General features: G+C 41.3%; 11 protein-coding genes. 7 read left to right on the top strand and 4 right to left on the bottom strand.

The genetic code is table 11. From position 1 onward, the window contains the following. Positions 1-326 precede the first annotated feature (326 nt). The gene (locus D0S24_RS00255) at positions 327-1,358 is read right to left on the bottom strand and encodes a rhodanese-related sulfurtransferase (protein WP_117017853.1); all 1,032 of its coding nucleotides are present in this window, start codon (positions 1,356-1,358) and stop codon (positions 327-329) included. 554 nt (positions 1,359-1,912) lie between these two features. On the opposite strand from D0S24_RS00255, the gene recA reads away from it, so the two are divergent. The 4 genes from recA (at position 1,913) to D0S24_RS00235 (ending at position 5,863) form a co-directional block, all read left to right on the top strand. Then, entirely contained in the window at positions 1,913-2,920 is a 1,008-nt protein-coding gene (recA, locus tag D0S24_RS00250; RefSeq protein ID WP_117018537.1) for a recombinase RecA, read from the top strand. 193 nt (positions 2,921-3,113) lie between these two features. Beyond that, a complete protein-coding gene (locus D0S24_RS00245) occupies positions 3,114-3,587 on the top strand; it encodes a hypothetical protein (protein WP_117017852.1) in 474 nt (157 codons plus the stop codon). Positions 3,588-3,782: 195 nt separating this feature from the next. After that, positions 3,783-4,325 carry an RNA polymerase sigma factor gene (locus D0S24_RS00240; RefSeq protein ID WP_117017851.1) on the top strand — a complete coding sequence of 181 codons (543 nt, stop codon included), beginning with the start codon at positions 3,783-3,785 and terminating at the stop codon, positions 4,323-4,325. A 38-nt stretch (positions 4,326-4,363) separates the two neighbouring features. After that, complete coding sequence (locus tag D0S24_RS00235; protein WP_117017850.1) at positions 4,364-5,863, top strand: outer membrane beta-barrel protein; 1,500 nt, start codon at positions 4,364-4,366, stop codon at positions 5,861-5,863. 53 nt (positions 5,864-5,916) lie between these two features. Here the strand turns inward: D0S24_RS00235 and D0S24_RS00230 are convergent, their stop codons facing one another. Next, positions 5,917-6,654 (bottom strand): 1-acyl-sn-glycerol-3-phosphate acyltransferase, encoded by a 738-nt coding sequence (locus tag D0S24_RS00230; protein WP_117018536.1) that lies wholly within the window; start codon positions 6,652-6,654, stop codon positions 5,917-5,919. A gap of 254 nt (positions 6,655-6,908) precedes the next feature. On the opposite strand from D0S24_RS00230, the gene trpS reads away from it, so the two are divergent. Continuing rightward, the gene (gene trpS, locus D0S24_RS00225; protein WP_117017849.1) at positions 6,909-7,877 is read left to right on the top strand and encodes a tryptophan--tRNA ligase; all 969 of its coding nucleotides are present in this window, start codon (positions 6,909-6,911) and stop codon (positions 7,875-7,877) included. A gap of 159 nt (positions 7,878-8,036) precedes the next feature. Here the strand turns inward: trpS and dprA are convergent, their stop codons facing one another. Continuing rightward, positions 8,037-9,140, bottom strand: coding sequence for a DNA-processing protein DprA (dprA, locus tag D0S24_RS00220; protein ID WP_117017848.1), 1,104 nt, complete (start codon positions 9,138-9,140; stop codon positions 8,037-8,039). Between the two features lie 104 nt (positions 9,141-9,244). On the opposite strand from dprA, the gene D0S24_RS00215 reads away from it, so the two are divergent. Together D0S24_RS00215 and D0S24_RS00210 are read left to right on the top strand one after the other, a co-directional pair. After that, positions 9,245-10,192: an SPOR domain-containing protein gene (locus tag D0S24_RS00215; protein WP_117017847.1), complete on the top strand. Its 948-nt coding sequence runs from the start codon at positions 9,245-9,247 to the stop codon at positions 10,190-10,192. Positions 10,193-10,487: 295 nt separating this feature from the next. Next, positions 10,488-11,000 (top strand): acyl-CoA thioesterase, encoded by a 513-nt coding sequence (locus tag D0S24_RS00210; RefSeq protein ID WP_117017846.1) that lies wholly within the window; start codon positions 10,488-10,490, stop codon positions 10,998-11,000. Here D0S24_RS00210 and D0S24_RS00205 read toward each other — a convergent pair. Continuing rightward, positions 10,997-11,833, bottom strand: coding sequence for an aldo/keto reductase (locus D0S24_RS00205; RefSeq protein ID WP_309545087.1), 837 nt, complete (start codon positions 11,831-11,833; stop codon positions 10,997-10,999). The genes D0S24_RS00210 and D0S24_RS00205 overlap by 4 nt on opposite strands. Positions 11,834-11,835 lie beyond the last annotated feature (2 nt).

Below are 11,835 nucleotides of genomic sequence, written 5' to 3'. Positions count from 1 at the left end.
GTATCTTGGTTTAGTAAAAATGTAACACTTTTACTAAAAAAGGTTCATAAAATTATTAAACGTAAAGATAGTGTTTTTTTAATGTGATAAAAAGAAAGAGTTTCGTTGTAGGTCCAATGCACCATTAAAGTTGGGTAAAATTGTCCCAAGCAAGGGATTTTAACATCCTCTTTGCCTTAAAAACACAAACTATCCTAACCAGTAATAAGGAGTTTGGTGTTGGGAACTACTTTCCAAAGCCCATTTCGTTACCCAAATAAACCAATATCGACATTTTGGAAACAAGGGCTATAAAGGAACGATCCAGGAAACGGAGAATTAGGGATTTACTTCTTGTACTTTAATACCTCGGAACGTCCCTTCTTAAAAATCTTATTGCTTACCACTTTTCCTTTTCTCAACTTTTTCTGCTCCTCATAGGGCAGTTCATGAACTTCCTTGCAATCTACCGAACAACAGCTGTTCATGGCCGCTGCACAGGCATCGCACTGAATAAATAAGAGATGGCATGCTTCATTGGCACAATTCACATGATTATCACATGGGCTGCCACATTGATGGCAATTGGCGATGACGTCATCTGTAATCCGCTCCCCCCTACGGTGATCAAAAACAAAATTCTTGCCCAAAAATTTGTTTTCCAAATTCAGGTTTTTAACCTGACGCGTATATTCAATAATACCGCCTTCCAGCTGATATACATTTTTAAATCCCTTGTGTTTGTAATAGGCGCTGGCCTTTTCGCATCTAATGCCACCGGTACAGTACATCACCAACTTTTTATCCTCCTTATGGTCCGCCAAATCCTTTTCAATGATATCCAACGAATCCCTAAACGTATCCACATCCGGGGTAATTGCATTTTCAAAATGTCCTATTTCACTTTCATAGTGATTGCGCATATCTACCAAAATGGTATCCGAATCCTCGATAAGTTCGTTAAACTTTACGGCATCCACATGAATTCCCTTATTGGTAACATCAAAGGAGTCATCATTTAATCCGTCGGCTACAATCTTATCCCGGACCTTGACCTTTAATTTTAAAAATGATTTGTTATCCTGCTCTATGGCGATATTCAACCTCACATTTTCCAAAAAGGTGATGCTGTCCAAATGGGCCTTAAGGCTGCTGAAATTTTCGGCAGGCACCGATAATTGGGCGTTAATGCCTTCACGGGCTACATAAATACGGCCCAAAACATCCAATTCGTTCCAATGGATAAATAAATGGTTTCGAAAAATTGACGGATTGCCAATACGTGCATATTGATAGAAAGAAATGGTAAGACGTTCCAATCCCGCCTCCTCTATAAGGGCTTCCCTCTCCTTTGCACTTAAGGTATTGTACAGTTGCATGCTATACCAATATTAATTTTAAGCCTGCCTGTCGGCAGACAGGTTAAAGATAATTTACGAATGCAAAATTAAGATTTATCCGCAGCATCTAAAGGATAAATGCTTGTTTTTTAAGGAAGGGGGCATTGTGCTTGGGGGATTTAATGTTTAGCCCCCAAATAAAAAAGGGTCCTGAAAATATCAAGACCCTTTTTAAGGTCAATATTGTTTTTTCTTTTTCATAGAATTACAATAAAATATTGACCCACAACCCTTATTGTTTTACCAGAACAATAAGCAACCTAATTTGAGTTAGTTCTTTTTCAGATGATGCAGTTACAAAAAGGTTGCGTCCAAGGTGGCACAAAATTGAAAATAATTACGTGCACACTGTGTAAATTGGCAGGGCATAATCCGTTACGGACCGTAAATTCAGCAGTTTCCCAAGAAATAAAGCCTATAAATAATATCGATTAAAATAAAATAATACTCCAATTTCTTCATATAAAATCCTTGCCATAGGTGGTATTATGCAAAAAGAATTGGTATTTTAGCATCCCTAATATGATATGAAAATGAGTTCCGAAAAAGACGCAAAATTAAAAGCACTTAAACTAACCCTGGATAAACTGGATAAAACTTACGGCAAGGGTGCCGTAATGAAGATGGGCGATAGTATAGTACAGGACGTAGAAGTGATATCTTCGGGTTCTTTGGGATTGGACGTGGCCCTGGGTGTTGGAGGATATCCGCGAGGGAGGGTAATTGAAATCTACGGACCCGAATCTTCCGGTAAGACCACCCTTACCCTCCACGCCATGGCAGAGGCCCAAAAAAATGGAGGCATTGCCGCTTTTATAGATGCGGAACATGCATTCGACCGTTTTTATGCCCAAAAACTTGGGGTGGATATTGATAACCTTATCATTTCCCAGCCCGATCATGGGGAACAGGCTTTAGAGATTGCCGATAATCTAATTCGCTCCGGTGCCATCGACATTGTAGTGATCGACTCCGTTGCCGCATTGACCCCTAAAAGTGAAATTGAAGGAGAAATGGGCGACTCAAAGATGGGACTTCATGCCCGATTAATGTCGCAGGCATTACGAAAACTTACAGGTTCTATCAGCAAAACAAATTGTACCGTAATCTTCATAAACCAATTACGTGATAAAATTGGGGTGATGTTCGGTAATCCGGAAACTACTACCGGTGGTAATGCCCTTAAATTCTACGCTTCAGTACGTTTGGATATTAGAAGATCTACCCAGATCAAGGATACCGATGGGGATGTACAAGGAAACAAGACCCGGGTGAAAGTGGTAAAGAACAAGGTTGCCCCTCCATTCAGGACCGCCGAATTCGACATTATGTACGGGGAAGGTATTTCCAAGGTAGGGGAAATAATAGACTTAGGGGTTGAATTTGAAATTATAAAGAAAAGTGGATCATGGTTTAGTTATGGCGACACCAAGCTGGGCCAAGGCAGGGATGCCGTTAAAAGTCTGCTGCTGGATAATCCGGAACTACTTGAAGAACTGGAAGCCAAAATTAAGGAAGCCATCAAAACAGTAAAATCATAAACTCGAAAATCCCGTTAGATCGGGATTTTTTATTTCTACACGCAACCTTTGTTTCCACTTTACATCTATATAACAAAAGCAATTGTTATGAAACCGGCTTGCCCCCATATTTAAAATATGCCTGTTCATATTTTAAGTCATAAAAAGGAAAAGGTTTCCAAAACCATTATAAAACAAATTAAAAATTAAGAACATGAAACGAGTATTCTTTTTGCTGCTTGTTGCCTCTTTTACACTATTCACATCTTGTGATATAGATGATGATGTAAACTATCATTTTGAAGCTTTACAGGTGAAATCTGTAGAAATGCCGGAGGCATTTGATTATGGTGAAATCTATAATATAAAAGTTACTTACTTTAGACCGAATAATTGTACCTTTTTCGAAGGATTTGATGTAGTAAAGGAAGATTTAACAACTAGAAAGGTGGTTACCATTGGTACCGTTATTGATGATGAAGACGATTGTTCCGGCACTGGGGAGGACCTAGTGGCAACCTTTAACTTTGAGGTATTGTATGATGAGCCGTATATATTTAGGTATTGGACAGGTGAGGACGCCAATGGGGAGCCAACATATTTGGAAATTACCGTGCCAGTCAACGAAGATACTTCGGCCATAATGGCATCGGAAAGTAAATTGGGTACAACCCATTTAAAAAATTAGTAAATTACCTCGGGGCCTGTCCGGCAACAAAGTCGGATAGGCCCCGAGGCATTAATGGAAAAATTGAAAAACATTTCGGTACCTGTCTTTATCGGACCGTCAGGCCCTCCTGAACGAACGAACGGACAAGTATCGGGCTCCCGATAGTTGTCGGGATTAAATCTCACTTGGTGAGTAAATAACCCAATCCATATTTTGAGTAATCCGGTAGAGCTCATAAATAATTGCAAAAAAGGGAACAGACAGGCGCAAGAACAGCTATACAGGGAGTATTCCCGAATACTGTTCGGTATCTGTCTCAAATATTCGCGCAACAAAACGGAGGCGGAAGACAATCTACATGATAGTTTTATGACTATCTATAGCAAAATTGAACAATTTAAGCACCAAGGTTCTTTTGAAGGCTGGATCAAACGTATTACCGTAAACACAGTACTTCAAAAATATAGAAAGGAAGAAACCTTAACGCTGGTTACCGATAATATTGAGGATGAAATGCCAGAAGATTCTGGCTATTTAAACCTGGATTTGGCCACCTTGCTAAACTATGTGCAAGAGCTTCCCAATAAATACCGCTTAACCTTTAACCTTTATGTACTGGATGGCTATAGCCACAAAGAGATCAGTGAAATGCTGGGGACGTCCCTAGGGACTTCCAAATCCAATCTTGCCAGGGCAAGAATGATATTAAAAGAAAAAATTGAGGCAAATAACGCCGGAATAATAATGGAAGGTTAAACCTTCCTGATTATAATTCCTGCTGAACAATTTAAGACATGAGTGAAAATAATTTAGACAAATTATTTCAAGAGAAGTTGGCCGACTTCCAAGAAATTCCCGACGAAAAAGTTTGGAATTCCATAGCCGCTTCCTTGGATAACAAGAAACGATCCCGTATGCTCGTTCCCCTTTGGTGGAAAGTTGGTGGAGCGGCAGCAATACTTGCCGTCCTATTCTTCGCGATCGATCCTTTTTCCACATCCGACCCTGTAGCACCCATCATAACGGATGTGGAACATAAGACTAAGGATGGCAAGGATTCCGACATCTTTGAGGAATCGCCCTCCAAAGCCACAGGCATCACCGGTATCGAAGGGAAGAATACCGAGGAAATTGGAACAGAAACTACCCGGCAAACCAGTGGGGACAAAATTATTGATCCCCCGCCAAACAATGAAAGTACTGTTGCCGAAGGCAACGGAAAAAACAATGACGCCACAAATGGTCCGAAGATTGCCATTACTGCCCACACGGTCTCCAAAGAACTGGCCGAAAATGTTTCCGGTACGAAGAGCATTGATAATAAAGCAGAACAAGACCCGGCCCATTCTGTACATCCAGGGCAAATAGACTACACATTCCCCTCCAAGGAACAGTCTATTCCCGTTGAGGAAGCCATTGCACATGAGGAAAACAATACGAGAAACAAACCCGTTGGGAATAATTCGGAGGTGGCCCCTGAGGACCTTCCATCAAACAAAAAATCAATTTTAGAGGCCATCGAAGAAAATGAAGTGGTCGAAGTTGAAAAAACAACTAATGGAAAGTGGTCTGCAGGTCCCAGTATTGCCCCGGTTTACTTTAACGGTATGGGTGAGGGGTCCCCGATCAACTCCATTCTTGCCTCCAATAGCAAAACGGGAGGGGTAACCCTAAGTTACGGTATTACCGTAGCCTATGAAATTTCCAAGAAATTAAGTGTGCGTTCCGGTATCCACAAAGTAGATTATGGTTATGATACCAACGACGTCTCCTTTACATCCTCTTTTAACGCTTCAACGGGCAATCAGATACGTAATATTAATTATTCCAACGACTCCCAATCCATAATTTTGAACAACCCGAAAAGTGAAAATGTAATTCCCAAACCCGGATCCGTATTTGCTATGGACGTTACCGGCAAAAACCCTACCCGCTTAGGAACAATGGGGCAACAAATGGCATATCTGGAAGTACCCCTGGAACTGAATTATGCCTTATTGGACCGTAAATTTGGCGTCAACATAATAGGAGGGGTAAGTTCCCTTTTTCTAACCGATAATTCGGTAGTCCTGGAATCCAGTGGACAGACAACAGAATTTGGGGAGGCGAACAATGTGAATTCCGTTAATTTTAGTACTAATCTTGGGCTTGGGCTGGATTATAAGTTTACCCCTAAGCTCAAATTTAATGTAGAGCCGGTTTTTAAATATCAACTGAATACCTTTTCAAATACCTCTGGTAATTTTAACCCATATTCCTTAGGTGTTTACAGTGGATTTACTTTAAAATTTTAACCCTAAAGCAAGTTGCTGTAACCGAAATAGTGCCAAGGAAAATTGTAGGTCTATCAGGATGGTTCAAGCTCCTTCAATATGATCTCCCTGACGGATTCCCGCAGCATTGTCTTGTCTGCCTCTCTAAGATCATGGGTGGCAAAAAATGGATGCACCTTAACACGCAGCCTTCCCGGACCTCCACTATAAAAAGTAAAGGAAAACCGCCTTTTATTGTCATAAAATGTCATGGGTACCACTGGAATTTTATGCGCAATAGCCATTTTAAAAGCCCCGTCCTTAAAATCGTCCAAAATAATGTGTTCCTCGGGCACCCCGCCCTCCGGAAAAATACAAATACTCAAGCCCTGTTGTAATCTTTTTTGCGCTCTTCTATAAACCGAAGTCCTACTTTTGGCACTATCCCTATCTACCAAGATACATACCCTTCTATAGAAGAACCCAAACAAGGGTATGGTCTCCAATTCCTTCTTCCCGATAAAAACAAAAGGATTTTTACTGACTTTGAGCATCAACATAATATCCAACATACTGGTATGATTGGACACCAACATATAACTTTCTCCCTTTTTAAGCCTTTGTTCCCATTTAATTATGGGAAAACACCCCATTCCATAAAGAATAACGTTGGCCCAAATATTACGGGCCATCCAAAAGAATTGTGGATAGGTCCTCTCGGAAATGGTAAAAAGAACCAAGAAAGGAAACATTATCAAAATGGGCAAAACCACTAAAATATAGAACCAGATCCGGTAAAGCGTATGGCCTATTTTTTTTAGGTATGATAGCATGTCTTCAAAAGTAATAATTTTAGAGACTGTCCGAATTTTGTTTTTGGAATATTTTATAGTGTATTCCTGCCTTCCGGCAGGCAGGTTTTTGCCAGACGAAGGTATTTTGAGGTTCATAGCCATAGCTACGGACCGAAAAATAGCTGATTTATGGCGGAAAAAGAGGCATAAAAGAACCAAAGGATAAACTTGGGCAGTCTCTTAGTCCTTCTTTAGAATTTCTTTTACCTTTGTCCTTCTTTGAAAATTAAATAATGGCAAGAATCTTAACCGGTATACAAAGTACGGGAACCCCACATTTAGGGAATATTTTGGGAGCGATCATCCCAGCGATAGCAATGGCAAACGATCCAGCAAACGACTCCTTCCTATTTATTGCGGATATGCACTCACTTACCCAAATAAAAAATGGGGAAGTCCTGCGGAACAATACTTATGCGGTGGCCGCTACTTGGTTGGCCTTTGGGCTGGACATTAACAAAACCGCCTTTTATAGGCAGAGCGATATCCCCCAGACCGCGGAACTGGCCTGGTACCTCAGCTGTTTTTTTCCCTACCAAAGACTAACGCTTGCACACTCTTTTAAGGATAAGGCGGACAGACTGGACGATGTAAATGCAGGTTTGTTCTTCTATCCCATGCTAATGGCTGCGGATATACTTTTATACGATGCCGAGATAGTCCCTGTTGGCAAGGACCAAATGCAGCATTTGGAAATGACCCGGGACGTAGCCTCAAGGTTCCATGCCCAATTGGGGGAAACCTTTGTAATGCCAGAAGGAAAGGTACAGGAGGAGACCATGTATATTCCAGGCACGGATGGCTCCAAAATGAGCAAGAGCAAAGGAAATTTAATAAGCCTTTTTCAGACCGATAAACAATTACGCAAACAGATTATGGGCATTCAAACGGACAGTACCCCTATGGAGGCCCCTAAAGATCCTGATACGGATAATGTATTTGCCCTATATAAAATATTGGCTACAGAAAATCAAGTTGCCGAAATGCGGTCCAATTATATAAACGGCAACTACGGCTACGGCCATGCCAAACAAGCGTTGTATGAAGTGGTCCTGGAGCAATTTGGCGAAGCCAGGGAAAAGTTCGATTATTATATGAGCAACTTAAATGAACTGGATGAAGCCTTGGCCTTTGGTGCCGAAAAAGCCAAGAAGGTGGCCGATGAGGTTTTGGAAAGGGTTAGGATCAAGGTAGGTTATTGATTTTTTTAAAAAATATACCTATTGGTCGGTTTACACTGTTCTATGATATCTTCCCAAAAAAATAATTGGGTTGAACGGTAGTTTATGTTCCGTGTAATACCAAATAGCCCCATTCTTCATTTAAAAACGCACTTTCCCAAACCAATTGGTCCGTTAATTTCAAATGGCTTCGAACAATTTCCCCGGAAGCGGCCTCACTACACCCTTCATTTCCATATTCAATAAGGTAGAGGAGACCTTAAATATGGGCAATTTACAATCCAGGGCAATGTGGTCCAACATTTTTTTGCCTCCCTGTTGCAAATAAGCATAGATTTCCTGCTCGGTATCGTCCAGCGCTACAAATAGTTGCTTTTGAATGGTGGCGGGTTCCTTTTCCTCCAGCTCCCAGCCCAACATATAGATGAGATCGGCGGCCGACGTAAGCATTTGCGCCTTCTGCTGTTTAATGAGATTATTGCACCCACTGCTGTATTTATCCTGGGTTCTTCCAGGTACGGCAAAAACATCGCGATTATAACTGTTGGCGATATCCGCAGTAACCAGACTACCCCCTTTTTCCGCGGATTCCACTACAATGGTGGCCTCGCCCATACCTGCTATAACCCGATTTCTCTTTAAGAAATTTTCCCTATCAGGTTGACTCGTACTCCAAAATTCCGTGAAGAATCCCCCATTTTTATTAACCTCGGGCACATACTTTTCATGTAATTTTGGGTAAATCTGATTTAAGCCATGGGCCAAACATCCTATAGTCTGCAAACCATGTTTTACCGCTGCCCTTTGTACACAAATATCCACGCCATAGGCAAACCCACTCACAATAACCGGGTTCAGGGGAGCCAATTCCTCAATGAACTGTTCACAGAATGCAGTGCCATAACCGGTAATATTTCTGGTACCTACAATACTTATGATCTTTTGACGGTTCAAATCTATATTCCCCTCACTAAAAAGTAAAATAGGGCTATCTATACAGTGTTTTAAATAGGCCGGATAGTTGTCCTCCATAAAATAATGAAGGTTTATTTCCTGACTTATAATAAATTCATACTCCATCCGGGCGGCCTCCAAATGTTCCCTGTCCATAAGTCCCTTCAGGGTAGCGGAACCAATGCCGTCCAACTTTAACAACCGAGACATTTTTTCTTCAAAGATGGCCAAAGGACTCCCGCAACCGCTTATTAATTTTTTGGCCGTTATGTCACCAATATTAGGTACGTTCTGCAACCTAAGAATAGCAATTATTTCATCTCTAGACATTTATGGAACCAGCTTAGTTGTTCACAAAATACACAAAATATAATGTTAATAAAAAGTTATGTGCAGAGTTTTGAACTTGTTAATTTTTTCCAATCTTTGTCCCTATGGGAACCGAACATTACATAGCGGAGCTACTTTATAGATACAATTGTGTAATGGTGCCCGAATTTGGTGCTTTTTTGACACAGCTTAAATCGGCCGTTATCAATAATGCAACGAATTCGTTCTACCCACCTTCAAAAGTAATTTCCTTTAACGAACAACTGACTTCCAATGACGGACTGTTGGTGTCCTATATGGCCGATGCCGAAAAAATGTCCTACGAGGACATGCAAAAGCAAATAGCCGCCGTTTCCCTTAAGTGGAAGAATCTTTTAAAAGAAGGAAATAGATTGCATCTTCCCAATATAGGCGAGTTGTGGTTGAACAAGGAAGGAAAAACCCAGTTTCAACCATCGTACCAGACCAATTATCTAACTTCCTCCTTTGGGTTATCCACATTTGTGGCTACTCCGGTCTCTAGGGAAGTTCTAAAAGAGGAAGTGGTTGAGTTGGAAGAAAAAATTCCGTTTATGATTACTCCTGAGGCCAGGAAGGAAGCCACCCTTAGGCCTTATTTAAAATATGCAGCCGTAATACTATTGGCCGTTGCCACTGGTTTTACCGGTTATCGCCTTTATAATGAGAGGGTCTATGACCAAGAACTGGTGAGACAGGAAGCGCAGCAACAAGTTTCCAAAAATATACAGGAAGCCACCTTTTTCAATACCGCTCCCCTGGAATTGCCTGCGGTATCCTTAAATGTCATCACCAACAAAAAAAGTGGTGTTCACCAAGTTATTGCAGGTGCTTTTAGAATTCAGGAAAATGCCGAAAAGAAAGTCCTTCAACTTAAAGAAAAAGGATACGATGCCTCTTATCTTGGTATTAACCAATATGGATTGCATATGGTTGCCTATGGCAGTTTTGACGATGCCAAGGAAGCCTTACATTATTTGAGGAAAATAAAGCAGTCCGAATCTCCCGAAGCCTGGTTGCGATCCGTAAAATAATCCCCATTCCCCTTTTTAGCGTAATATTACCAATGTATATATCTTTGCCCGGACGAAACTATGCAATGGTATTACATAAGTTTTGGAACGGGATAAATTTCCTTGACAAGGACTGTAAGCTAAGTGTGCAGTTTCCAGTTGGCAAAAAAAAATTTCACTGTCCACCGCCACTGTCAACTATGGACGCCCGAAATGTATAAAAATTAATCCCAGTAACTATTGGGAACAGGCCGGAAAAAGCAGGCCAGCCCCACTACTTTCAGGCGGGGTTTTAACTTATAACTGGATAATAAATATGGAGCCAAAGACGCCCAGTGAATCGCGTACCTTGATGACCGATATGGTCCTTCCAAGTGAAACCAATCCTTTGAACAACTTGTTCGGAGGTGAATTATTGGCTAGAATGGACCGTGCTGCAAGTATAGCCGCCAGACGCCACAGCAGACGTATAACCGTTACCGCTTCCGTAAACCATGTAGCCTTTAACCAAGCGGTTCCGGTAGGAAGCGTTGTTTCGGTAGAGGCAGCCGTTTCCAGGGCCTTCAGGACCTCCATGGAAGTATTTATAGATGTTTGGATGGAAGACCGTTTTAATGGCGAGAGATCCAAGGTTAACGAGGCCATTTACACTTTTGTAGCCGTAGACGATAGTGGAAAACCCACTACCGTACCCGAATTAAGGCCAGAAACAGATCTGGAGATAGAACGGTTTGAGGCCGCCCTGCGCAGAAAACAACTCAGTTTGGTGCTTGCAGGCAAGATGAGGCCCAAGGATGCCACCGAACTGAAGGCCTTGTTTATGGATTAAAAATCGAAATTATTGGGATCGGGACCAAATCTTTTTCCACAGTCCAATTGCTCTAATTTTTTAACATCCCCGGCAGCAAGTTCAAAATCAAAAATATTGGCATTGGCCCTAATCCGTTCCTTTTTTGCAGATTTTGGAATGGTGACAACCCCCTTTTGTAAATCCCAGCGCAATACAATTTGGGCAATGGTCTTATTGTATTTTGCAGCCATTTCCTTCATCATATCCAATTCAAAGATATGCCCTTGCATCAATGGGGACCATGCTTCATACTGAATGGTATTTTTGTTGCAAAAATCGATCAAATCCTGTTGCACCAAATAAGGGTGAAATTCCATTTGGTTTACCATGGGGACAATTTCCGAGGAAGAAATAAGATCTTCTAAGTGGTGCTGCATAAAATTACTTACTCCAATGGCCCTTACCCCTTTATGCTTGTACAAATATTCCATTGCACGCCAAGTCTCCCTATATTTCCCCTTTACCGGCCAATGTACCAAGTAAAGGTCCAAATAGTCCAGATTCAATCGCTTTAAACTGGCCTCGTATGACTTAATAGTACTTTCATAGCCTTGATCGCTATTCCAAACCTTGCTCACTACAAATATATCTTTACGATCTACGGCACTTTCCTTGATCCCTTGTCCCACCCCCTCTTCATTCATATATACAGAAGCAGTGTCTATATGGCGGTAACCATCCTGCAACGCCCATTTTACGACATTGACAACCTCCTTTCCATCTTTGGACAAATACACCCCTAAACCAAAATAGGGCATCTCCACGCCATTGTGCAGCGTAAAGGTTCCCTTCAAATCCGTTAAATTCTTCAATT

Source organism: Arenibacter sp. P308M17, from assembly GCF_003426735.1.
Taxonomy (GTDB): domain Bacteria; phylum Bacteroidota; class Bacteroidia; order Flavobacteriales; family Flavobacteriaceae; genus Arenibacter.
The sequence above is the reverse complement of the archived record's forward strand: the minus strand, read 5'-3'. Positions and strand labels throughout refer to the sequence as shown.

Excerpts from the sequence above, each read along its gene's own strand:
- D0S24_RS00230 (WP_117018536.1), bottom strand. The coding sequence starts at position 6,654 with ATGCTATCATACCTAAAAAAAATAGGCCATACGCTTTACCGGATCTGG.
- dprA (WP_117017848.1), bottom strand. The coding sequence starts at position 9,140 with ATGTCTAGAGATGAAATAATTGCTATTCTTAGGTTGCAGAACGTACCT.
- D0S24_RS00235 (WP_117017850.1), top strand. The coding sequence starts at position 4,364 with ATGAGTGAAAATAATTTAGACAAATTATTTCAAGAGAAGTTGGCCGAC.
- recA (WP_117018537.1), top strand. The coding sequence starts at position 1,913 with ATGAGTTCCGAAAAAGACGCAAAATTAAAAGCACTTAAACTAACCCTG.
- D0S24_RS00245 (WP_117017852.1), top strand. The coding sequence starts at position 3,114 with ATGAAACGAGTATTCTTTTTGCTGCTTGTTGCCTCTTTTACACTATTC.
- D0S24_RS00255 (WP_117017853.1), bottom strand. The coding sequence starts at position 1,358 with ATGCAACTGTACAATACCTTAAGTGCAAAGGAGAGGGAAGCCCTTATA.
- D0S24_RS00215 (WP_117017847.1), top strand. The coding sequence starts at position 9,245 with ATGGGAACCGAACATTACATAGCGGAGCTACTTTATAGATACAATTGT.
- D0S24_RS00210 (WP_117017846.1), top strand. The coding sequence starts at position 10,488 with ATGGAGCCAAAGACGCCCAGTGAATCGCGTACCTTGATGACCGATATG.
- trpS (WP_117017849.1), top strand. The coding sequence starts at position 6,909 with ATGGCAAGAATCTTAACCGGTATACAAAGTACGGGAACCCCACATTTA.